Below are 23,154 nucleotides of genomic sequence, written 5' to 3'. Positions count from 1 at the left end.
CGGCGCCTTCGCGAGCAAGCCCGCTCCCACATTCGACTGCATTCCAAAGGTGGAACTCGGTTAAATGTGGGAGCGGGCTTGCTCGCGAAGGGCGCGACGCGGTCTTTCGCCACGCGCCCTCTTTTGGTGCCATCAGCAAATGATTAGACTGCCGGCCTCTCTGCAAGGATCGCCATCATGCTGCTGATGCTCTACCTCATCGCCATCACCGCCGAAGCCATGACCGGTGCGCTGTCTGCCGGTCGGCGTGGCATGGACTGGTTTGGCGTGGTGTTGATCGCATGTGTGACGGCGTTGGGCGGCGGCTCGGTGCGCGATGTGCTGCTCGGCCACTATCCGCTGACCTGGGTCAAGCATCCCGAATACCTGGTGCTGACCTCCGTCGCCGCACTGGTGACGATCTTTATCGCGCCGCTGATGCGCCACCTGCGCTCGCTGTTCCTGGCGCTGGATGCCGTCGGCCTGGTGGCCTTTACCCTGATTGGCTGCATGACCGCCCTGGAAATGGGCCACGGCATGCTGGTGGCGTCGGTCAGCGGGGTGATCACCGGCGTGTTCGGCGGCATCCTGCGGGATATCTTCTGCAACGACATCCCGCTGATCTTCCGCCGGGAGCTGTACGCCAGCGTGTCGTTCCTCGCCGCCTGGTTCTACATGCTCTGCCTCTACCTGGAGCTGCCGAGCGAGCAGGCGATTCTGCTGACCCTGTTCAGCGGCTTTCTATTGCGCCTGCTGGCGATCCGTTTTCACTGGGAAATGCCCAAGTTCGTCTACAACGACGACGTGCACTAGCGCTCGGCGTGCTGTTTGAGCGCCCATTCCACGTGTTCGCGCACCAGGTCGGAGGGGTAGTCGCGGCGCGCCTTCAGGGCTTCCAGCACCGGAATGCTCGACGGTGCGTTGCCCAGGCCGACGGCCAGGTTGCGCAGCCAGCGTTCGTAACCGGCGCGGCGTAGCGGCGAGCCTTCGGTGCTGCTGAGGAATTTATCTTCATCCCACATAAACAGCTCGGCCAGCTCGGCGTTGTCCAGGTTGTGCCGTGGCTTGAAATCACTTTCGGCGGTGGAGCGGGCGAAACGATTCCACGGGCAAACGATCTGACAGTCATCGCAGCCGAATACCCGGTTGCCGATCAGCGGGCGCAGGTCCTCAGGGATCGCGCTCTTGAGTTCGATGGTCAGGTAGGAAATGCACCGTCGGGCGTCCAGCACATAGGGCCCGACGAAGGCATTGGTGGGGCAGATGTCCAGGCACGCCGTGCAGCGCCCGCAGTGTTCGGTGCTGTGCGGCGGGTCCACGGGGAGCGGCAGATCGACAAACAGTTCGCTCAGGAAGAAATAGCTGCCGGCCTTGCGGTTGAGTACCAGGGTGTTCTTGCCGATCCAGCCGAGGCCGGCCTTCTCGGCGATGGCTTTTTCCAGCACCGGCGCGCTGTCGACAAAAGCGCGAAAGCCGAACGGGCCGATCTGCGCCTGAATGCGGTCGGCCAGTTGCTGCACGCGTTTGCGGATCAGCTTGTGGTAGTCGCGGCCCAGGGCGTAGCGCGAGATGTAGGCTTTTTCCGGCTTGGCCAGCAGTTGCGCCATCTGGGTGTCGCCGGGCAGGTAATCCATGCGCAGCGACACCACGCGCAAGGTGCCGGGCACCAGTTCATCGGGATGGGAGCGTTTGCTGCCATGGGCGGCCATGTACTCCATCTCGCCGTGATAGCCCGCGTCGAGCCAGCGTTGCAGGTGCTGCTCATGCTCGGCCAGGTCCAGGCCGCTGATGCCGACTTGTTGAAAGCCCAGCTCGCGGCCCCAGTCTTTGATCGATTGGGCGAGGGCGGGCAGATCGGAGGTAATAGCAGGCATGAGACACGGGAAACCACGGGTTAGATGGGTATAATTCTGCCAGACATCGGAGCTTGAAGACGCATGCCGCAGACAAAACACGAAATAACCGACGTTCAGCCGCTGTTGCACGGCCAATTGCCGCAACTGGCTGCACGTTCCCCTGACGCCCATAAAGGCCAGTTCGGCCACCTGCTGATGATCGGTGGCGACCGCGGTTTTGGCGGCGCTGCCTTGCTGAGCGCCGAAAGTGCCTTGCGCAGCGGCGCGGGCATGGTGTCCCTGGCGACTCGCCTGGAGCACGTGCCCGCCGCACTGGCCCGCTTGCCGGAAGTCATGACCGTCGGCGTCAGTTCGGCCAACCAATTGATGGGCTTGCTGGAAAAAATCTCGGTGATCGTCATTGGGCCGGGGCTGGGCGAGGCGTCCTGGGGCAAAAGCCTGTTGTCAGTCGCGGCGAATGCCCGGCTGCCGCAGGTCTGGGACGCCGATGCGCTCAATCAGCTGGCCACCGGCAGCGTTAGCCTGCCGGTCAACTGCGTGATCACTCCACACCCTGGCGAAGCGGCCCGCTTGATGGGCATTTCGACAGCCGAGGTTCAGGCCGATCGTCTTAAGGTGGCGCGCGCGTTGAGCCAGAAATTCAATGCAGTGGCTATCCTCAAGGGGGCTGGCAGTTTGATCGCCAGTCCGGACGGGCGTGTGTCGCGCTGCGATCAAGGTCACCCGGCCATGGCGACGGCGGGCCTGGGGGATGTACTCGCTGGCCTGGTCGGCGCTCTGCTGGCCCAGGGCATGCCGGCTTATGAAGCCAGCTGCCTGGCCGTGTGGCTGCATGCCACGGCGGGGGATCGCCAGGGCACCTTTGGTCGGGGGCTGGCTGCCAGTGACCTGATCCCTGCCATTCGTCAATTGCTGGAGGAACAGTCGCCGTGTCTGAAGTAATCCTTTTCCTGGCCGATGAAGAGGCCATGGTTGCTTTCGGTCAGCGCATCGCCCAGGTCACGGCCGGGGCCGGGTTGATCTTTCTCGAAGGCGACCTGGGGGCGGGCAAGACTACCTTGTCGCGTGGGATTATTCGTGGCCTGGGCCACACGGGCGCGGTCAAGAGCCCGACATTCACCCTGGTCGAGCCTTACGAGATCGGCGCGATTCGCGCGTTCCACTTCGACCTCTATCGCCTGGTGGACCCCGAAGAGCTGGAGTACATGGGTATCCGTGATTACTTCGATGAAGATGCGTTGTGCCTGATCGAGTGGCCAGATAAAGGCACAGGCTTTTTGCCAAAGCCGGACCTGACCATTACCATTACGCCGCATGAGCATGGACGTCAGCTGAAGTTGTTGCCCCAGAGCGCGCGCGGCCAGTCGTGGTGCGCCGCTTTGGCATTGGAATTCAAATAATTGATGGGGTTAGGTATGCGCTTTCGCGCGTTGGTTAGTGTCGTAGGGGTGTTGCTTGCGGCAATGACTGTCAATGCTCTGGCGGCTTCACAGGTGAAAAGTGTGCGCCTGTGGCGAGCGCCGGATAACACGCGACTGGTGTTCGACCTGTCTGGCCCGGTCCAGCACAGTGTCTTTACCCTGACGTCGCCTGATCGCCTGGTGATCGATATCAACGGAGCGACCCTGGCCGCGCCGCTGAAAGTCTCCACCGCCAATACCCCGATTACCGCCATGCGCTCGGCACAACGCACGCCGACCGACCTGCGCGTGGTCATCGACCTGAAAAAAGTCGTGACGCCTAAAAGTTTCTCCCTGGCCCCGAATGCCCAGTACGGCAACCGACTGGTGGTCGACCTGTTCGACAACGCTGCCGATGCTGCGCCTCCACCGGCGCCGACGCCAAGCGTGGCCACGGTGCCGGCAGTGCCGGTCAACCCGTCGCAACCGCAGGTCAAGCTGCCACCACCGCCGCCAGCCCCGGCTGGCAAGCGTGACATTATCGTGGTGATCGACGCCGGCCACGGCGGCGAAGACCCGGGCGCTTCCGGTTCGCGCGGCCAGCATGAAAAAGACGTGGTACTCGCCATCGCCCGTGAGCTGCAGCGCCAGATCAACGGCATGAAAGGCTATCGCGCTGAATTGACCCGTACCGGCGACTACTTCATCCCGTTGCGCGGCCGTACCGAAATCGCACGCAAGAAGGGCGCCGACCTGTTCGTCTCGATCCACGCCGACGCCGCCCCTTCAGCGGCGGCCTTCGGCGCCTCGGTGTTTGCCTTGTCGGATCGCGGCGCTACGTCCGAGACCGCGCGTTGGCTGGCCGACAGCGAAAACCGTTCCGACTTGATCGGCGGGGCCGGCAACGTGTCTCTCGACGACAAGGACAAGATGCTCGCTGGCGTGCTGCTCGACCTGTCGATGACCGCCTCGCTGACCTCCAGCCTGAACGTCGGTCAGAAGGTCTTGAGCAATATCGGCCGGGTGACCTCGTTGCACAAACAGCGGGTGGAACAGGCCGGGTTCATGGTGTTGAAGTCGCCGGATATCCCGTCAATCCTGGTGGAAACCGGGTTTATCTCCAACTCCAACGAGGCGTCGAAGCTGGCCAGTGCCAGCCACCAGCAGGCACTGGCGCGTTCGATCAGCGCCGGCGTGCGCCAATTCTTCCAGCAGAACCCGCCGCCGGGCACGTATATCGCCTGGCTGCGCGACTCCGGGAAAATCGCCCAGGGTCCGCGTGATCATCGCGTGCAGCCTGGCGATACGCTGGCCATGCTGGCCGTGCGCTTCCAGGTGTCGGCAGCGACCTTGCGCAGCGCCAACAACCTGAAGACCGACGAGCTGAAAGTCGGCCAGGTGTTGACCATCCCCGGCACTGAACTGGCGGCACAGTAATGAGCGAATCAGTCTTGAATAGTGGTTCGCGCATCGAGCTGCTCAGTCCGCGCCTTGCCAACCAGATTGCGGCGGGCGAGGTGGTTGAACGCCCGGCCTCGGTGATCAAGGAGTTGCTGGAAAACAGCATCGACTCCGGCGCCAAGCGCATTGATGTCGACGTGGAACAGGGCGGCGTCAAGCTGCTGCGCGTGCGTGACGATGGCAGCGGCATCTCCTCGGATGACCTGCCGCTGGCCCTGGCCCGTCACGCCACCAGCAAGATCCGCGACCTGGAAGACCTCGAGCGAGTCATGAGCCTGGGGTTTCGGGGTGAGGCCCTGGCTTCCATCAGCTCGGTGGCCCGCCTGACCCTGACCTCACGCACGCGCGGCGCCGAGCAGGCCTGGCAAGTTGAAACCGAAGGCCGCGACATGGCGCCGCGGGTCCAGCCAGCTGCGCACCCGGTGGGCACTTCGGTGGAAGTGCGTGACCTGTTCTTCAACACCCCGGCGCGGCGCAAATTCCTCAAGGCCGAGAAAACCGAATTCGATCACCTGCAAGAAGTCATCAAGCGCTTGGCTTTAGCGCGTTTTGATGTGGCGTTCCACTTGCGTCACAACGGCAAGACCATCCTCAGCCTGCACGAAGCCAATGACGACGCCGCGCGCGCCCGGCGGGTGTCGGCGGTGTGTGGTGGCGGGTTCCTGGAGCAGGCGCTGCCGATCGAAGTCGAGCGCAATGGCTTGCGCCTGTGGGGCTGGGTCGGTCTGCCGACGTTCTCCCGCAGCCAGGCGGACTTGCAGTACTTCTTTGTGAACGGCCGCGCGGTACGCGACAAGCTGGTGGCTCACGCGGTGCGCCAGGCGTATCGCGATGTGTTGTTCAACGGCCGTCATCCGACGTTTGTGCTGTTTTTCGAGGTCGACCCGTCGGTGGTCGACGTCAATGTGCACCCGACCAAGCACGAAGTGCGTTTTCGCGATGGGCGCATGGTGCATGACTTCCTCTACGGCACCCTGCACCGCGCCTTGGGCGATGTACGCCCGGATGACCAGCTGTCCGCGCCAATTGTGACCGCTGTAGTACGGCCCAGCGGACCGGAAGCCGGGGAATTCGGCCCTCAGGGCGAGATGAGCCTGGCCGGCAACCTGCTGCAATCGTCGCAACCGCAGCCGAGCTACACCGCGCCGGGCGCGGGGTCGGGGGCGGGTTATCAGTATCAATACACGCCGCGTCCGCAATCCGCGGTGCCGGTGGCCGAGGCACAGGCGGCCTATCGCGAGTTTTTCGCGCCGCTGCCGGGTGCCGAGCCAGGCGCCGTTGCCCTGCCGGAAGGCGGAGGAGATATCCCGCCGCTGGGCTACGCATTGGCACAGCTCAAGGGTATCTACATCCTCGCGGAAAACGCCCATGGCCTGGTGCTGGTGGACATGCACGCCGCTCACGAGCGGATCATGTACGAACGCCTGAAAATCGCCATGGCCAGCGAAGGCCTCAGCGGCCAGCCGTTGCTGGTGCCGGAATCCCTGGCCGTGAGCCAGCGCGAGGCCGATTGCGCCGAAGAGCACCACGCGGTGTTCCAGAAGCTGGGCTTCGAACTGCAACGCCTGGGCCCGGAAACCCTGGCGATCCGCCAGATTCCCGCGCTGCTCAAGCAGGCCGAGGCCAATCGCCTGGTTGCCGACGTACTCGCTGACCTGATGGAGTACGGCACCAGCGACCGCATCCAGGCGCACATCAACGAGTTGCTTGGCACCATGGCCTGCCACGGTGCCATCCGCGCCAATCGCCGCCTGGCCCTGCCGGAAATGAACGGTTTGCTGCGCGACATGGAAAACACCGAGCGCAGCGGGCAATGCAACCATGGCCGGCCGACCTGGACCCAAATGGGCCTGGACGACCTGGACAAACTGTTCTTGCGCGGCCGTTGATGAGTGCCTTGCCCCCCGCCATCTTCCTGATGGGTCCTACTGCAGCCGGCAAGACCGACCTGGCCATCGAGCTGACCAAGGTGCTGCCGTGCGAGCTGATCAGTGTCGACTCTGCCCTGGTTTACCGGGACATGGACATTGGTACGGCCAAGCCTTCAAAGGCGCTGTTGGCACAGTATCCGCATCGGTTGATCGACATTATTGACCCGGCGATGAGCTATTCGGCGGCGGATTTCCGTACCGACGCGCTGGCGGCCATGGCCGAGATCACCGCGCGGGGCAATATTCCGCTGCTGGTGGGCGGTACGATGCTCTACTACAAGGCTTTGCAGGAAGGCCTGGCCGATATGCCGCCCGCCGACGCCCAGGTCCGCGCCGAGCTTGAAGACGAGGCTGCACGCCACGGCTGGCAAGCCCTGCACGACCAATTGGCGGCGGTGGATCCGGTGTCGGCGGCGCGCATTCATCCGAATGACCCCCAGCGGCTCACTCGCGCGCTGGAAGTCTGGAGGGTCAGCGGCCAGACCATGACTGAACATCGGCTGAAACAAACTGCGCAAAGTGCTGATGCAGGCGCATCTGGTCAGTCACAATTGCCCTATACTGTGGCGAATCTGGCCATCGCTCCGGCAAATCGCCAGGTGCTGCATGAACGAATTGCACAAAGATTCACAATTATGTTGGAACAGGGGTTTGTAGAGGAGGTCGTAGCACTGCGTTCCAGAGGTGACCTGCATCCGGGGTTGCCTTCGATACGTGCTGTAGGCTACCGCCAAGTCTGGGATCATCTGGATGGAAAGCTGACGTCAGCCGAAATGCAGGAGCGCGGCATCATTGCCACGCGGCAATTGGCGAAGCGCCAGTTCACCTGGCTGCGCAGCTGGAGCGATTTGCACTGGTTGGACAGCCTGGACAGCGACAATCTGTCACGCGCCTTGAAATACTTGGGAACGGTCTCCATATTGAGCTGAGTCCTTGCAATTGCCGTCTATCCTTGGGGGTGTGACGGCCATGAGCTATCTATTTTCCGATTTTTATTATTGATCCTTAAAGGAGTGCGGCACATGTCAAAAGGGCATTCGCTACAAGACCCTTACTTGAATACTTTACGTAAAGAGAAAGTGGGGGTTTCCATCTACCTGGTCAACGGTATCAAGCTGCAAGGCACGATCGAGTCGTTCGACCAGTTCGTGATCCTGCTGAAGAACACCGTCAGCCAGATGGTTTACAAACACGCTATCTCGACAGTAGTGCCAGTACGTCCGATCCGCCTGCCTAGCGCAGCGGGTGACGAACAGGGTGACGCTGAGCCAGGTAACGCCTGATAGGAGTCTCCTTTGTTCTTTGAGCGCCACGGTGGTGGTGAACGGGTAATCCTCGTTCACTTGGATGGACAGGACCCTGAGGCGCGCGAAGATCCGCAGGAGTTTCAGGAGTTGGCAAATTCGGCCGGCGCCGAGACCGTTGCGTTTTTTAACGTACCGCGTCATCGGCCAACCGCCAAATTCCTGATTGGCAGCGGCAAGGTCGAGGAGTTGCGCGATCTGGTTCACGCCGAAGAAGCCGATCTGGTGATCTTCAATCACACCCTCACGCCCAGTCAGGAACGTAACCTCGAACGTGTCTTCGAGTGTCGCGTGATCGACCGCACCGGTCTGATTCTCGATATTTTCGCCCAACGCGCCCGTACCCATGAAGGCAAGCTCCAGGTCGAACTGGCCCAGCTTGACCACATGAGCACCCGCCTGGTGCGTGGCTGGACTCACCTTGAGCGTCAAGGGGGGGGTATCGGCATGCGTGGCCCGGGTGAAACCCAGTTGGAAACCGACCGACGCCTGTTGCGGGTACGCCTGCGCCAGATCAAGGGGCGTCTCGAGAAAGTCCGCAGCCAGCGCGAGCAATCGCGTCGTGGCCGTTCGCGCGCGGATATCCCTACCGTGTCCCTGGTGGGCTATACCAACGCCGGCAAATCCACGCTGTTCAACAACGTGACCAAGTCGGACGTGTACGCCGCTGACCAACTGTTCGCCACCCTCGACCCGACCTTGCGCCGTCTGGACCTTGACGACCTGGGGCCGATTGTCCTGGCCGACACCGTGGGGTTCATTCGTCACTTGCCCCACAAGCTGGTCGAGGCATTTCGGTCTACGCTCGAAGAGTCGAGCAATTCCGACCTGTTGTTGCACGTGATCGATGCGGCTGAACCGGATCGCATGCTGCAGATTGAACAGGTGATGGTGGTGCTGGGCGAGATTGGTGCCCAGGACTTGCCGATCCTCGAGGTCTATAACAAACTCGATTTGCTTGAAGGCGTAGAGCCACAAATCCAGCGCGACGAGAATGGCAAACCCCAGCGGGTCTGGCTGTCGGCGCGAGATGGCACGGGGCTGGAGTTGCTTGAACAAGCGATTGCCGAACTGCTCGGCAGCGATTTGTTCGTCGGCACCTTGCGCTTGCCTCAGCGTTTTGCTCGACTGCGTGCACAGTTTTTCGAGTTGGGCGCGGTACAGAAAGAAGAACACGACGAAGAAGGTGTCAGCTTGCTGGCCGTTCGATTGCCGCGCTCGGAGCTGAACCGGCTGGTCAGTCGGGAAGGTGTTGTACCGACAGAGTTCATCGAACAACACACTTTGCAATAAAAGCCTCCGAAAGCGGTTGTGCCGCAGTAGCAGGCATTCTGTAGCATTGGTCGGCGCGCCGTGGGTGCGTCTTTGCTTTATCAGATGGAGAGCGCTATGGCTTGGAATGAGCCGGGTGGCAACTCGAATAATCAGGATCCTTGGGGTGGTAAGCGCCGCAATAATGGCGACCGCAAGGGGCCACCAGATCTCGACGAGGCCTTCCGAAAGCTGCAGGAAAGCCTGAATGGGTTGTTCGGTGGTGGAAAAAAACGTGGTGGTGACGACGGCGGTCGCACAAGCAAGGGCGGTGGCTATGGCTTGCTGGGCCTGGGTCTTGTCGTGCTGGCGGCCGTATGGCTGTACAGCGCCGTGTACGTGGTGGACGAGCAGGAGCAGGCCGTGGTGCTGCGCTTCGGCAAGTACTACGAGACAGTCGGCCCTGGCCTGAACATCTACTTCCCGCCGATCGACAAGAAGTACATGGAGAACGTCACGCGTGAGCGTGCCTACACCAAGCAGGGCCAGATGCTGACCGAAGACGAGAACATCGTCGAAGTGCCGCTGACCGTGCAGTACAAGATCAGCAACCTGCAGGACTTCGTGCTGAACGTTGATCAGCCGGAAATCAGCCTGCAACACGCGACCGAAAGCGCCCTGCGCCACGTGGTGGGTTCCACCGCCATGGACCAGGTGCTGACCGAAGGTCGTGAATTGATGGCCAGCGAAATCAAGGAGCGCCTGCAACGCTTCCTCGACACGTATCGCACCGGTATCACTGTCACCCAGGTGAACGTACAGAGCGCAGCAGCACCGCGTGAAGTGCAGGAAGCCTTCGACGACGTGATCCGCGCCCGTGAAGACGAGCAGCGTTCGCGCAACCAGGCTGAAACCTACGCCAACGGCGTCGTGCCGGAAGCCCGTGGTCAGGCCCAGCGTATCCTCGAGGATGCCAACGGTTACCGCGACGAAGTGGTCTCGCGTGCCAAGGGTGAGGCGGATCGCTTTACCAAGCTGGTCGCCGAGTATCGCAAGGCCCCCGAAGTGACCCGCGAGCGTCTGTACCTGGACACCATGCAGGAAGTCTTCAGCAACACCAGCAAGGTGCTCGTGACCGGCAGCAAAGGTGGGCAGAACAACCTGCTGTACCTGCCGCTGGACAAGATGATCGAAGGTGGTCGTAGCAGCACCAGCGCACCGTCCACCGGTTCCAATGCCGCTGCCAACGAAGCGAGCGCCCGTGCGGCCGCTGACTTGCTGCAACAGCAAACACGTACCAGGGAGAGTCGTTGATGAGCAATAAATCGCTGACCGCCCTGATTGTGGGCGTCGTCGTGGTCATCGCTGCCTGGAACTGCTTCTATATCGTGTCTCAGACCGAGCGCGCGGTGTTGCTGCAATTCGGTCGCGTGGTCCAGGCGGATGTCCAGCCGGGCCTGCATGTGAAAGTCCCCTACGTCAACCAGGTGCGCAAGTTCGACGGCCGCCTGATGACCCTGGATGCACCGACACAACGCTTCCTGACCCTGGAAAAGAAAGCTGTGATGGTTGACGCCTACGCCAAGTGGCGCGTCAAGGATGCCGAGCGCTTCTACACCGCGACCTCCGGCCTCAAGCAGATTGCCGACGAGCGTTTGTCGCGTCGTCTGGAATCGGGCCTGCGTGACCAGTTTGGTAAGCGCACCCTGCACGAGGTGGTATCCGGTGAACGTGATGCGCTGATGGCTGACATCACGCGTTCGTTGAACGCGATGGCGGAAAAAGAGCTGGGCATCGAAGTGATCGATGTGCGGGTCAAGGCCATCGACCTGCCGAAGGAAGTGAACCGCAGCGTGTTCGAGCGTATGAGCACCGAGCGTGAGCGTGAAGCGCGTGAGCATCGCGCCAAGGGTAACGAGCTGGCTGAGGGTATCCGTGCGGATGCCGACCGTCAGCGTCGTGTACTGCTGGCCGAAGCCTACCGCGAGTCTGAAGAGGCACGTGGTGATGGTGATGCTCAAGCCGCGGCGATCTACGCCAAGGCCTACGGCCAGGACCAGGAGTTCTACGCGTTCTACCGTAGCCTGCGCGCCTACCGTGAAAGCTTCGCGAACAAAACCGACGTCATGGTGCTGGACCCAAGCAGCGACTTCTTCCGCTACCTGGAAAAGTCCAAGTAACCAGCCGGTGATTCTGTAGGGGTGACTCCGTCGGGCGGCTAAAACGCCTGGCGGGGTGATCCTTTCAGAAAACGGGTGTATGATGCGGCAGCCGGGAAATTCCCGGCTTTTTTGCGTCTGCATGTTTGATTGTTGTTTGGCCGCGCAGACGCCACAGTTTTTCGAGGAAAGTGCCCGACGAGGCCGTTTGCAGGCCGTTCGTCACGTCGTTCTTGCGCGTTGTTTATGCAGGGGCCGGGTATTTTCTGCTTCACTCAAGGCTCGGCCGAGGGCTGGCCGCCCGGATCATAGGGGAATGGCGTAATGGCAACGGTAGACCGCTGGCTGCTGCCAGATGGCATCGAAGAAGTACTGCCACCAGAAGCTGCGCGCATTGAAGTAGCGCGTCGCCAGGTGTTGGATCTGTTCCAGAGCTGGGGTTACGAGTTCGTCGTGACCCCCCATATCGAGTACCTGGAATCCCTGCTGACCGGCGCGGGCCAGGACCTGGATCTGCGCACCTTCAAGGTCATCGACCCGCAGTCGGGTCGGCAAATGGGTTTCCGTGCCGACATCACGCCGCAAGTGGCGCGCATCGATGCGCACACCCTGCGTCGCGAAGGTCCGAGTCGCCTGTGCTACGCCGGTAGCGTGCTGCATGCTCAACCGCGCGCCTTGTCGTCTTCGCGCAGCCCGATCCAGTTGGGCGCCGAGTTGTACGGCGATGCCAGCCCGAGCAGCGACGTCGAAGTGATCAGCCTGATGCTGGCCATGCTGCAACTGGCCGATGTGCCGGATGTCCACATGGATCTCGGCCACGTCGGTATCTACCGTGGCCTGGCCCGTGCGGCCGGTCTGTCCGGTGAAGTGGAACAACAGTTATTCGATGCCCTGCAACGCAAGGCCATCGATGAAGTCATCGCCCTGACCGAAGGCGTGCCTGCGGATTTGGCCGGCATGCTGCGCGCGCTGGTCAACCTGTGCGGCGGCCGTGAAGTGCTGGCGGCGGCGCGTGAGCGCCTGGCCAATGCGCCGGCGCCGGTATTGGCTGCCCTGGATGATGTGTTTGCGATCGCCGAGCAGTTGTCGGCGCGCTTCCCCGAGTTGCCGCTGTATTTCGACCTGGGTGAGTTGCGTGGCTACCACTACCACACGGGTGTGGTGTTCGCGGTGTTTGTACCGGGTGTTGGCCAAGCCATCGCCCAGGGTGGTCGTTACGACGATATCGGCGCCGACTTCGGTCGTGCGCGTCCGGCCACCGGCTTTTCCACCGATTTGAAAACCCTGGTGACCCTGGGGCGTGCTGAGGTCGAGCTGCCGTCTGGTGGCATCTGGATGCCCGACAGTACGGACGCAGCACTCTGGCAGCAGGTTTGCCAGTTGCGCAGTGAGGGTCAGCGTGTTGTCCAGGCCTTGCCTGGGCAGCCATTGGCCGCCGCCCGTGAAGCGGACTGCGACCGGCAATTGATTCTGCAGAACGGGCTTTGGCAAGTATCGCCACTGGCTTCTTGAGTTTTCCTGCCGGCCATCGCCGGCACCAAGTTTGCGCGAATGAGGACAAGTGTTATGGGTAAGAATGTCGTAGTCCTGGGCACCCAATGGGGTGATGAGGGCAAAGGCAAGATCGTTGATCTGCTGACCGAACATGCTGCCGCCGTAGTGCGCTACCAAGGTGGCCACAACGCTGGCCACACCCTGGTCATCGATGGCGAAAAAACCGTCTTGCACCTGATCCCGTCGGGTGTACTGCGCGAAGGCGTGCAGTGCCTGATCGGCAACGGCGTGGTGGTCGCACCTGACGCCCTGCTGCGCGAGATCACCAAGCTGGAAGAGAAAGGCGTACCGGTGCGCGAGCGCCTGCGTATCAGCCCGTCCTGCCCGCTGATCCTGTCCTTCCACGTTGCGCTGGACCAGGCCCGTGAAAAGGCCCGTGGCGAGCTGAAGATCGGTACTACCGGTCGCGGCATCGGCCCGGCGTACGAAGACAAGGTTGCGCGTCGTGGCCTGCGTGTGGGCGACCTGCTCAACATGCCGCGCTTTGAAGACAAGCTGCGTGAGTTGGTGGACTACCACAACTTCATGCTGGTCGGTTACTACAAAGAGCCAGCCATCGAATTTGAAAAGACCCTGGCTGAGTGCAAGGAATACGCCGAGCTGCTCAAGCCGCTGATGCTGGATGTGACTGCCGAGCTGCACGACCTGCGTCGCGCTGGCAAAGACATCATGTTCGAAGGCGCCCAAGGTTCGTTGCTCGACATCGACCACGGTACCTACCCGTACGTGACCAGTTCCAACACCACCGCGGGTGGCGTTGCGACCGGTTCGGGCGTTGGCCCGATGTTCCTGGACTACATCCTGGGCATCACCAAGGCTTACACCACGCGCGTAGGTTCGGGTCCATTCCCGACTGAACTGTTCGACGAAGTCGGTGCACACCTGGCCAAGCAAGGTCACGAGTTCGGCGCAACTACCGGCCGTGCCCGTCGTTGTGGTTGGTTCGACGCCGTTATCCTGCGTCGCGCTATCGATGTGAACAGCATCTCGGGCATCTGCCTGACCAAGCTGGACGTACTCGACGGTCTGGAAACCATCAACATCTGCATCGGTTACAAAGATGCGGAAGGCAACGACGTTGCCCCGACTGACGCTGACAGCTACGTGGGCCTGCAGCCTGTGTACGAAGAAGTGCCGGGCTGGACCGAATCGACCGTGGGCGCCAAGACCCTGGAAGAGCTGCCAGCCAATGCGCGCGCGTACATCAAGCGCGTTGAAACGCTGATCGGTGCTCCGATCGACATTATTTCGACGGGCCCGGACCGCAACGAAACCATCGTTCTGCGTCACCCGTTCGCGTAATAAGCTGTTGATGTAAAAAGCAAAGGGCTCCTTCGGGAGCCCTTTGTCGTTTCTGCCGGGCAAACGGCACGACCCTTGCTTTGGTTCTCTCTTTCGCGGTGCTATCAAATTAATGGCACCCGTGGTGGAGGGATTCCCAGATGTCTGCCGTTCTCTCATTGTTACAAAGCCGTCTGTTGCGGCCGGTGTTCGTTACCCTAGGTATCGCTCTTTTGGTGCAAGTGCTGGTGGCAGTCGCTCTGACCCGGAGCACAGTCACGGCGCTGGAAGCTGATTTGGGCAATCGCCTGGGTATCGACAGCCAGAAACTGTCCGGCGAATTGGCCCAGGCTGGCAAAGAGGTGACTTCCAGCCTCGACAGCTTGTCGTCCAGTACTCGCCAGCGCCTTACCGCCGGGTTGTCCACGCGTCTGCAGGAAGAGCAGAAGCAACTGCGTGCGACCCTGGAAAAAGACCTGCAGGACTCCGCTAACGATATGGCTCAACTGCTCGCCTCGGTGGCGCCGCGCGCCATGTGGGACAGCGACGTGCCGACGCTGTCGGAGTTTGCCCGCCGTGCCCAGCGCAATCCCAACGTGTTGTTTGTGGTGTATGACGATGCGGCTGGCGAGCACCTGACCCGTTACCTCAATCGTGAAAACCCGATCAACCAGGCGCTGCTGGAAAAGGGCCAGGGCGAACGCGCGTTGGACAAAGTGTTGAATGCGGCCAAGACCGATCCGTCGGTGTATTACGTCGAGGCGTCCATCAGCCCCAACGGCGTAGAGATCGGCAAGGTCCGCATGGGGGTTTCGACTGCCTCGGTCGAGGCTGACCTGGCCGCGCTGGACAAGCGTTTTGCTGCACTGATTGCCAGCGGTGACCAGTTGGTGGGCGACAGCCTCAAGGGCGCCGCTGCCGATAGCGCGGCCGCCATGGGCGCGCGGTTGCAGTCGGCGCAAGCCACTGCGACCCAGATGACGGCCAACACCTCCAGCGCTGTCCAGGAGGCTGCCGGCACCTTGCGCTGGCGCATCGGCATGGGGCTCGCGGTGGTTGGCTTCGGCGTATTGCTGCTGATCGCGATCGTGCTTGGGCGGCGCGTGGTCAATCGCCTGAAGCTGTTGATTGCGGCCATGGATGACCTTGCGGCAGGCGAGGGCGACCTGACCAAGCGTGTGCAGATCAGCAGCAAGGACGAAATCGGCGACATGGCCTCGGCGGTCAATCGCTTTGTGGATAAGTTGCAGCCCATCGTGCGTGAGGCCGGTGACGTGGCGCAGCGTACCGGTGTGGAAATCGGCGCCATGACCTTGCGCAATGCGGGTGCCGATGCCGCCGCCGGCCTGCAGCGTGACGAAGTCGCCGAAAGCCTGCGCGCGCTGTCGCAAATGGCCGACGAGGCCCAGGCCGAAAGTCATGCGATGCAGGCCGCATTGCAGCAGGTGGTGGATATTCGCCAGGCCACCGATGAGAACTCGCGCACCTCGGCCGAAGTCGGCAGCCTGATCGAAGCGCTGGCTGGGCAGGTGCAAGCCGGTTCGCAGGTGATTGAGCGCCTGGCGCAGCAAAGCGAGCAGATCGAAGTGGTGTTGACGGTGATCCATGGTATTGCCGAACAGACCAACCTGTTGGCGCTTAACGCGGCCATTGAAGCGGCGCGCGCCGGCGAGACCGGGCGTGGTTTTGCAGTGGTGGCGGACGAAGTGCGTGCGCTGGCCAGCAAGACTCAAAGCTCTACTGGTGACATTCAGGCGCATATCGCGGCCCTGCAGCAGGGCGCGCGCGAGGCGGTGGAAACCATTGGCAAGGCCGGACGCCAGGCCAACGAAGGTTTGCTGGTATTACGCGACAGCGTGCGCCTGCAGCAGTCGGTGCAGGCCTCGGTCGAGCAGGTGCACGCTGCCATCGGCCTCGCCACGCGCGCGGCCGAGCATCAGGCGCAGGGCGCGCATGCGGTGCGTGGGCGGGTCGAGGTGATCCATGCCCAGGCCGAACGTGCGGCGCAGGCGGTGGTGGAGACCACGGCCAGTGGCAAGGTGCTGGATGGGTTGGCTGCACAGTTGAAGGCGAGCCTGGGGCAGTTCCGGGCTTGATGTCGCCTGTTTCGGCCTCATCGCAGGCAAGCCAGCTCCCACACTCGATCGCGTTACAACATTGGAATACGGTCAAGTGTGGGAGCTGGCTTGCCTGCGATGGCGGCTTCAGCGGCTCAAGTACATCCGCGTCGTAAGCAAATACACCGGCAGTCCCGACACCAAAATCAACAACGCCGCATAGGGCGCCGCCGCCGCGAATTCCACATTCGAGGTATGCGCCCACACCGCCGTGGCCAAGGTGTTCAGCCCGGTCGGGCTGAGCAGCAGCGTCGCCGTCAATTCCTTCATCGCATCCAGGAACACCAGCGCAAACGCCGCGCCCAATGCCGGGAAAATAATCGGCAAGGTCACTCGGCAAAACGCGCTGAACGACGACGCGCCCAGCGTACGTGCGGCCTCTTCCAGCTGCGGTGCCGCCTTGTTCAGGGCGGTACGGATCGGCGCCTGCGCCAGCGGCAGAAACAGCAGCGCATAAGCAATCAACAGCAACGCCGAGGTCTGGTACAGCGCCGGCACGTAATGCAGGGCGAAATACACCAGCGTCAGCGCAATCACCAGGCCGGGCAGGGCGTGCAGCAGGTAGGGCAGGCGTTCGGCCCAGAGCGCCAGTTGGCCTTTGTAGCGCACCACCAGCAGCCCCACCGGCACTGCCAGCACCAGGCACAGCGCGGCGCCGCCCAGCGAGAGTGCCAGGGAAGACAGCAGCGCCTCGCCAATTTCGGCCGCTGGAAACGCCGCCGACGAACCAACTGCCAGCCAATACCCGAGCATGCCCAGGGGAATGCCGCTGCCGATGATCGCCAGCAGCAAGCAATACACTTGGCCCAGTGGCGCCCATTTACCCAGTCGAACCTGCTCCGCGTGCCGCGCCGCGCCCTGGCCGATACGCACGTGCCGGCCCTTGCCGCGCACGCGCAACTCCAGCCACAGGAGCGTCAGGCACATCACCAGCAGCACCGCCGAGAGCATCGCGGCATTCGCATTGCTGAATTCCAGTTCGAACTGTTGGTAGATCGCGGTGGTGAACGTCTGCAATCCGATGATCGACAGCGCACCGAATTCCACCAGCATGTGCAGGGCAATCAACAGGGCCCCGGCCAGCAGCGATGGCCACAGCAGCGGCAATGTCACCCGGAAGAATATGCCCCAGCGGTTGAGTCCCAGGGTGCGGGCCGACTCTTCCAGCGAGGGGTCAAGATTGCGCAGGGTCGCCGCCACCGGCAAGAACACCAGCGGGTATTTGGACAGGCTCATCACCAGGATCGCCCCGCCGAGCCCTTCGAATTGGGCGCTCAGCGACACCCAGGTAAAGCTGCTGACAAACGCCGGCACCGCAAACGGCAGGCACAGGATCACGCCCCAGATGCGCCGTCCCGGCAGGTTGCTGCGCTCCAGCAGCCACGCCAGGGACAGGCCGATCACGGCGCACGCGACCGTCACCCCGACCATCAGCGCCAAGGTGTTGCGCAGCAGTCCAAACACGTAAGGCCGCCACAGCAGGTGCACCGCCTCCGCCCAGCCCGCCTGCCAGGCCTTCAGCCCGACATACACCAGCGGCAGCAGGCTCAGGCCCACCAGGAGCAGGACGGGGAGCAACAACCAGATCGAGGGGCGCTTGCGTCTTGGAGTGAAACCCCCGCGCAGGGCGGGGGCGGGTAGCGATGGGTTCATCAGTTCAAGCCAACGTCACGTTCCAGGTCCAGGGCCTCTTCGGCGTTACCCAGGTCGGCAGGCGTGACTTTCGGCGGTTGCAGCTCGCTGAAGGGCTTGAGGCCACGGTTGGATTCCATGCCCTTGCGCAGTGGGTATTCGGCCGAGGTGTTGGTAATCACACGCTGGCCTTCTTCACTGGCCATGAACGCCAGCAGCTGCTGTGCTTCCTGGGGGTGTTTGCTGGATTTCAGTGCCGCTGCCGAAGACACGGTGATCAGGCCGCCGGCATCGCCATTGGTGAAGTAATGCAGCTGGGAATCCAGGTTGGTTTTTTCCTTCTTCAGGGCAAACCAGTAGTAGTTGTTCACCAGCACGGTAGCCACTTCGCCATTTTCCACAGCTTTGAGGGCGACCATGTTGTTGCTGTACACCTTGCCGAAGGCGCGCAGGCCGGTCAGCCATTCTTCGGCGGCTTCGCGGCCGTGCAGCTTGATGATCGCCACGGCCTGTTCCTGGAACGCGCCGCTGGTGGGCACGAAGCCGACCTTGCCTTGCCACTCGGGGCCGGCGAAGTCCAGTACCGACTTGGGCAGGTCTTTTTCGGCGATCAGTTTGGGGTTGAACGCCACGACGCGGGTACGTGCGGTCACGCCCATCCAGTCGCCGTTGCTGCCAACGTAGTCCTTGGGCAGCACCGCGAGCGTGCTGGCATCGATCTTCGCCAGCAGGCCTTGCTCGCCGAGCTTGTTCAGGGGCGGTGACTCTTCGGTGTAGATCACGTCGGCAGGGGAGCGCTCGCCTTCTTCCACGACCTGGCTGGCCAGCTGGTTGCTGCTGCCTTTGCGCACATTGACGTGGATGCCGGTCTTGGCTTCGAAGGCCTTGGCGAGTTCATCGCCGACTTCTTTGTGTTGGCCGTTGTACAGGGTCAGGGAGACCTTGTCGGCGGAATAGGCACTGGGCGAGAGCAGGGTCAGGCCGAGCAGAGTGATGGTCAGGCCACGCAGAAGGGATGTCTTGAGACGGGTATCGCGGATCATCATCCGGGGTTTTCCTCACTTGAGTGCAACAAATCATTGCAAGGATAAACGATAAAGTTTCTCAGGTGCGGACGGGAGGGTAAATCGGGCGGGAAAGTTTCCAGGCTGATGTTTTCAAACCCCGGAAACGAAAAAACCCGCTTTCGCGGGTTTGATCTGAATTTGGTGCCCAGGAGAAGACTCGAACTTCCACGACCTTGCGATCACCAGCACCTGAAGCTGGCGTGTCTACCAATTTCACCACCTGGGCATTATCAACAACGCTTGCGCTGTTGATGGAGCGAACTATACGGAGGGCTTTTTGATCTGTAAACCCCTGATATCAAAAATATAAATCGGGATTCACGTTTAAAATCAAAGGCCTGAAACGAAAAAACCCGCTTTCGCGGGTTTGATCTGAATTTGGTGCCCAGGAGAAGACTCGAACTTCCACGACCTTGCGATCACCAGCACCTGAAGCTGGCGTGTCTACCAATTTCACCACCTGGGCATTATCTGACAACGTTGCCGTCGTCGATGGCGCGCACTATACGCAGCGCTATTTTGGCTGTAAAGCCCTGCTATCAAAAAAACCTGGAAAATTTCGCCAGTGGTCGTGCAAGGTGCGTTCCGAGGGCTGCAAAGGCCTTTAAAACGCTTGTTGATGCCTGAAATTTCCCGTTTCAATACGCGTATGCCAAACTAACCCGCATATAGACAAGGTGAAAACTCTCTAATGGCCGATTGGCAGTCCCTCGATCCCGAGGCCGCTCGTGAAGCGGAAAAATATGAAAACCCTATTCCTAGCCGCGAACTGATCCTGGCGCATCTCGCCGATCGGGGTTCGCCTGCTAGCCGCGAGCAGTTGGTCGAAGAATTCGGTCTGACCACCGAAGACCAGCTCGAAGCCCTGCGCCGCCGCCTGCGCGCCATGGAGCGCGACGCTCAACTGATCTACACCCGCCGTGGCACCTATGCGCCTGTGGACAAGCTCGACCTGATCCTTGGCCGCATTGCCGGCCACCGTGACGGCTTCGGCTTCCTGATCCCGGATGACGGCAGTGACGACCTGTTCATGAGCCCGGCGCAGATGCGCCTGGTGTTCGATGGCGACCGTGCCCTGGCACGCGTTTCCGGCCTCGACCGTCGCGGTCGCCGTGAAGGCGTGATCGTCGAAGTGGTGTCCCGTGGTCACGAGACCATCGTCGGCCGTTACTTCGAAGAAGGCGGTATCGGCTTTGTGGTGCCGGATAACCCCAAGGTGCAGCAGGAAGTGCTGATCACCCCGGGCCGCAACGCCAACGCCAAGATCGGCCAGTTCGTCGAGGTGAAGATCACCCACTGGCCAACCCCGCGCTTCCAGCCGCAGGGCGACGTGATCGAAGTGGTCGGCAACTACATGGCGCCGGGCATGGAAATCGATGTCGCGCTGCGCACCTACGACATCCCTCACGTATGGCCTGAAGCCGTCGTGAAAGAAGCCCGCAAGCTCAAGCCCGAAGTGGAAGAGAAGGACAAAGAGAAGCGTATCGACTTGCGCCATCTGCCGTTCGTCACCATCGACGGCGAAGACGCCCGCGACTTCGACGACGCGGTCTACTGCGAAGCCAAGCCTGGCAAGTTGCGCCTGTTCTCCGGCGGTTGGAAGTTGTACGTGGCGATCGCCGACGTTTCCAGCTACGTGAAAATCGGCTCGGCACTGGACAACGAAGCCCAGGTGCGCGGCAACTCGGTGTACTTCCCCGAGCGCGTGATCCCGATGCTGCCGGAAGAATTGTCCAACGGCCTGTGCTCGCTGAATCCGAAAGTCGACCGTTTGGCCATGGTGTGCGAGATGACTATCTCGAAAACCGGCGAAATGACCGATTACCAGTTCTACGAAGCGGTGATCCACTCCCAGGCGCGCCTGACCTACAACAAGGTCAGCACCATCCTGGAAACGCCGAAGACCAGCGAAGCCAAGGCCCTGCGTACTGAATACGCCGGCGTCGTGCCGCACCTCAAGCAGCTGTATGCGTTGTACAAGGTGTTGCTGGGCGCACGTCATGTGCGTGGCGCGATCGATTTTGAAACCCAGGAAACCCGGATTGTCTTCGGTTCCGAGCGCAAGATCGCCGCGATCACCCCGACCACCCGCAACGACGCGCACAAGCTGATCGAGGAATGCATGCTGGCGGCCAACGTGGCCACTGCTGAATTCCTGAAAAAGCACGAAATCCCTGCGTTGTACCGTGTGCACGACGGTCCGCCGCCGGAGCGCCTGGAAAAACTGCGCGCGTTCCTCGGCGAACTCGGCCTGTCCCTGCACAAAGGCAAGGACGGCCCGACGCCGAAGGACTACCAGGCTCTGCTTGCGAGCATCAAGGACCGTCCGGATTACCACGTGATCCAGACCGTGATGCTGCGCTCCCTGAGCCAGGCGGTGTACAGCGCCGATAATCAGGGCCACTTCGGCCTGAATTACGAGGCGTACACCCACTTTACTTCGCCGATCCGCCGTTACCCGGACTTGCTCACGCACCGGGCGATCCGCAGCGTGATCCACTCCAAGCAGAACACCCCGCACGTCAAGCGCGCCGGTGCCATGACCATTCCGAAGGCGCGGATCTATCCGTACGACGAAGCGGCCCTGGAACAGTTGGGCGAGCAGTGCTCCATGAGCGAGCGCCGCGCCGACGAAGCCACCCGCGACGTGGTGAACTGGCTCAAGTGCGAGTTCATGAAAGACCGCGTGGGCGAGTCGTTCCCGGGTGTGATCACTGCCGTGACCGGCTTTGGCCTGTTCGTCGAGCTGACCGACATCTACGTCGAGGGCCTGGTGCACGTCACCGCCTTGCCGGGCGACTACTACCACTTCGATCCTGTGCATCACCGCCTGGCGGGCGAGCGTACCGGTCGCAGCTTCCGCTTGGGCGACACGGTGGAAGTGCAGGTCATGCGCGTCGATCTCGACGAGCGCAAGATCGACTTCGGCATGCCTGACAAACCGGCCGAACCGACTGGCCGGAAAAAACGTGGCAGCGACACCGCAGCCCCGGCCGCCAAGGGCAAGGGGGCTCCTGCGAAAGCGGCAGCCACCGAGCCTGCGCCGGCCAAGGCGGGTCGTCGTTCGTCTGCCAAGGACAAGGCCCCCGAAGCCTACCGCCCAAGTGACGCAGCGGCGAAAAACGCCGAACTGCGCAAGAGCCGTGAGTTGAAGCAGCAGTTGCTCAACGAAGCCAAAAGCGGTGGTAAAGCGGCGTCTGGGGGAAAGTCCCACGGGGCGGAAAAGCCGTCGAGCAAGCCGAGTAAACACCGTAAAGGCCCGCCAAAAGCGGGTTCGGCCCCCGCGAAAAGCGGCGGGTCGCGCAAACCTAAGGCCAAGTCATGAGTCTGGAAAAAATCTACGGCGTACACGCCGTAGAAGCATTGCTGCGTCACCATCCCAAGCGCGTCAAGCAAGTCTGGTTGGCCGAAGGTCGCAGCGAGCCGCGCGTGCAAGCGCTGGTCGAGCTGGCCACTGCCAATAAGGTCGCGATCGGCCAGGCCGAGCGGCGTGAAATGGATGTGTGGGTGGAAGGTGTCCACCAGGGCGTGGTCGCGGACGTGAGCCCGAGCCAGGTCTGGGGCGAAGCCATGCTTGACGAGCTGCTCGACCGTACCGAAGGTGCGCCGCTGCTGCTGGTGCTGGACGGCGTGACCGACCCGCACAACCTCGGTGCCTGCCTGCGTTCGGCGGATGCCGCCGGCGCGCTGGCAGTGATCGTGCCCAAGGACAAGTCGGCGACCTTGACGCCGGTTGTACGTAAAGTCGCCTGTGGCGCGGCGGAAGTGATTCCGCTGGTAGCCGTGACCAACCTCGCGCGTACCCTGGAGAAACTCCAGCAGCGCGGCCTGTGGGTCGTGGGCACGGCGGGAGAGGCCGAGGTCAGCATCTATGACCAGGACCTCACCGGCCCGACCATCCTGATCATGGGCGCCGAAGGCAAAGGCATGCGTCGCCTGACCCGTGAGCATTGCGACTACCTGGTGCACCTGCCGATGGCCGGCAGCGTCAGCAGTCTCAACGTATCGGTCGCAACGGGCGTCTGCCTGTTCGAAGCCCAGCGCCAGCGCGGTGCCAAGGCTAAAGCCAAGAAATAACCAAGTCTGGCGCAGGTCAAAATGTGGGAGGGGGCTTGCTCCCGAATACGGTGTATCAGCCAGTGCATTGGGTGACTGGCACACC

General features: G+C 61.9%; 18 protein-coding genes and 2 tRNA genes. 15 read left to right on the top strand and 5 right to left on the bottom strand.

Annotated features, from left to right (window positions below; translation table 11 throughout):
- The first annotated feature begins 174 nt into the window (after window positions 1-174).
- Window positions 175-792: a trimeric intracellular cation channel family protein gene (locus tag QMX97_RS17740; protein ID WP_174555870.1), complete on the top strand. Its 618-nt coding sequence runs from the start codon at window positions 175-177 to the stop codon at window positions 790-792.
- On the opposite strand, the gene queG is transcribed toward QMX97_RS17740, so the two are convergent.
- Window positions 789-1,853 carry a tRNA epoxyqueuosine(34) reductase QueG gene (gene queG, locus QMX97_RS17735; protein WP_065900109.1) on the bottom strand — a complete coding sequence of 355 codons (1,065 nt, stop codon included), beginning with the start codon at window positions 1,851-1,853 and terminating at the stop codon, window positions 789-791. The genes QMX97_RS17740 and queG overlap by 4 nt on opposite strands.
- A 63-nt stretch (window positions 1,854-1,916) precedes the next feature.
- On the opposite strand from queG, the gene QMX97_RS17730 reads away from it, so the two are divergent.
- From QMX97_RS17730 to QMX97_RS17675, 12 genes are all read left to right on the top strand, one after another.
- Window positions 1,917-2,777: an NAD(P)H-hydrate dehydratase gene (locus QMX97_RS17730; protein WP_282397334.1), complete on the top strand. Its 861-nt coding sequence runs from the start codon at window positions 1,917-1,919 to the stop codon at window positions 2,775-2,777.
- Window positions 2,765-3,235, top strand: coding sequence for a tRNA (adenosine(37)-N6)-threonylcarbamoyltransferase complex ATPase subunit type 1 TsaE (tsaE, locus tag QMX97_RS17725; protein ID WP_065900112.1), 471 nt, complete (start codon window positions 2,765-2,767; stop codon window positions 3,233-3,235). The genes QMX97_RS17730 and tsaE overlap by 13 nt, the downstream gene beginning before the upstream one ends.
- 3 nt (window positions 3,236-3,238) lie before the next feature.
- Window positions 3,239-4,672: an N-acetylmuramoyl-L-alanine amidase gene (locus QMX97_RS17720; RefSeq protein ID WP_201143427.1), complete on the top strand. Its 1,434-nt coding sequence runs from the start codon at window positions 3,239-3,241 to the stop codon at window positions 4,670-4,672.
- 14 nt (window positions 4,673-4,686) lie between these two features.
- Entirely contained in the window at window positions 4,687-6,585 is a 1,899-nt protein-coding gene (gene mutL / locus QMX97_RS17715) for a DNA mismatch repair endonuclease MutL (protein WP_162946139.1), read from the top strand.
- Entirely contained in the window at window positions 6,585-7,556 is a 972-nt protein-coding gene (miaA, locus tag QMX97_RS17710) for a tRNA (adenosine(37)-N6)-dimethylallyltransferase MiaA (protein WP_065900118.1), read from the top strand. The genes mutL and miaA overlap by 1 nt, the downstream gene beginning before the upstream one ends.
- 93 nt (window positions 7,557-7,649) lie before the next feature.
- Window positions 7,650-7,910, top strand: a complete 261-nt coding sequence (gene hfq / locus QMX97_RS17705) for an RNA chaperone Hfq (RefSeq protein ID WP_003188059.1) — start codon at window positions 7,650-7,652, stop codon at window positions 7,908-7,910.
- A 12-nt stretch (window positions 7,911-7,922) separates the two neighbouring features.
- Window positions 7,923-9,224: a ribosome rescue GTPase HflX gene (gene hflX, locus QMX97_RS17700; protein WP_065900120.1), complete on the top strand. Its 1,302-nt coding sequence runs from the start codon at window positions 7,923-7,925 to the stop codon at window positions 9,222-9,224.
- 96 nt (window positions 9,225-9,320) lie between these two features.
- Window positions 9,321-10,496: an FtsH protease activity modulator HflK gene (gene hflK, locus QMX97_RS17695; RefSeq protein WP_028615515.1), complete on the top strand. Its 1,176-nt coding sequence runs from the start codon at window positions 9,321-9,323 to the stop codon at window positions 10,494-10,496.
- Window positions 10,496-11,362: a protease modulator HflC gene (hflC, locus tag QMX97_RS17690; RefSeq protein WP_065900122.1), complete on the top strand. Its 867-nt coding sequence runs from the start codon at window positions 10,496-10,498 to the stop codon at window positions 11,360-11,362. The genes hflK and hflC overlap by 1 nt, the downstream gene beginning before the upstream one ends.
- Window positions 11,363-11,665: 303 nt before the next feature.
- Window positions 11,666-12,853, top strand: coding sequence for an ATP phosphoribosyltransferase regulatory subunit (locus QMX97_RS17685; protein WP_106805318.1), 1,188 nt, complete (start codon window positions 11,666-11,668; stop codon window positions 12,851-12,853).
- 54 nt (window positions 12,854-12,907) lie between these two features.
- Window positions 12,908-14,197 carry an adenylosuccinate synthase gene (locus QMX97_RS17680; RefSeq protein ID WP_120447494.1) on the top strand — a complete coding sequence of 430 codons (1,290 nt, stop codon included), beginning with the start codon at window positions 12,908-12,910 and terminating at the stop codon, window positions 14,195-14,197.
- Between the two features lie 140 nt (window positions 14,198-14,337).
- Window positions 14,338-16,272, top strand: a complete 1,935-nt coding sequence (locus QMX97_RS17675) for a methyl-accepting chemotaxis protein (RefSeq protein WP_282397333.1) — start codon at window positions 14,338-14,340, stop codon at window positions 16,270-16,272.
- Window positions 16,273-16,380: 108 nt separating this feature from the next.
- Here the strand turns inward: QMX97_RS17675 and QMX97_RS17670 are convergent, their stop codons facing one another.
- The 4 genes from QMX97_RS17670 to QMX97_RS17655 all read right to left on the bottom strand — a co-directional run bounded on the left by QMX97_RS17670 (window position 16,381) and on the right by QMX97_RS17655 (window position 19,458).
- Complete coding sequence (locus QMX97_RS17670; protein WP_106805315.1) at window positions 16,381-17,946, bottom strand: iron ABC transporter permease; 1,566 nt, start codon at window positions 17,944-17,946, stop codon at window positions 16,381-16,383.
- Entirely contained in the window at window positions 17,946-18,971 is a 1,026-nt protein-coding gene (locus QMX97_RS17665) for an iron ABC transporter substrate-binding protein (protein WP_065900132.1), read from the bottom strand. Before QMX97_RS17665 ends, QMX97_RS17670 begins: the two co-directional genes overlap by 1 nt.
- Window positions 18,972-19,131: 160 nt before the next feature.
- Window positions 19,132-19,218 (bottom strand) — tRNA-Leu (locus QMX97_RS17660).
- A gap of 153 nt (window positions 19,219-19,371) precedes the next feature.
- Window positions 19,372-19,458, bottom strand: a tRNA-Leu gene (locus QMX97_RS17655).
- A 225-nt stretch (window positions 19,459-19,683) separates the two neighbouring features.
- Between QMX97_RS17655 and rnr the strand changes: the two genes are divergently transcribed.
- Complete coding sequence (gene rnr / locus QMX97_RS17650) at window positions 19,684-22,317, top strand: ribonuclease R (RefSeq protein ID WP_065900134.1); 2,634 nt, start codon at window positions 19,684-19,686, stop codon at window positions 22,315-22,317.
- The gene (gene rlmB, locus QMX97_RS17645) at window positions 22,314-23,069 is read left to right on the top strand and encodes a 23S rRNA (guanosine(2251)-2'-O)-methyltransferase RlmB (protein WP_065900136.1); all 756 of its coding nucleotides are present in this window, start codon (window positions 22,314-22,316) and stop codon (window positions 23,067-23,069) included. Before rnr ends, rlmB begins: the two co-directional genes overlap by 4 nt.
- Window positions 23,070-23,154: the final 85 nt, after the last annotated feature.

This window comes from Pseudomonas sp. PS01298 (assembly GCF_029959745.1).
Classification (GTDB): domain Bacteria; phylum Pseudomonadota; class Gammaproteobacteria; order Pseudomonadales; family Pseudomonadaceae; genus Aquipseudomonas; species Aquipseudomonas aylmerensis.
The sequence above is the reverse complement of the archived record's forward strand: the minus strand, read 5'-3'. Positions and strand labels throughout refer to the sequence as shown.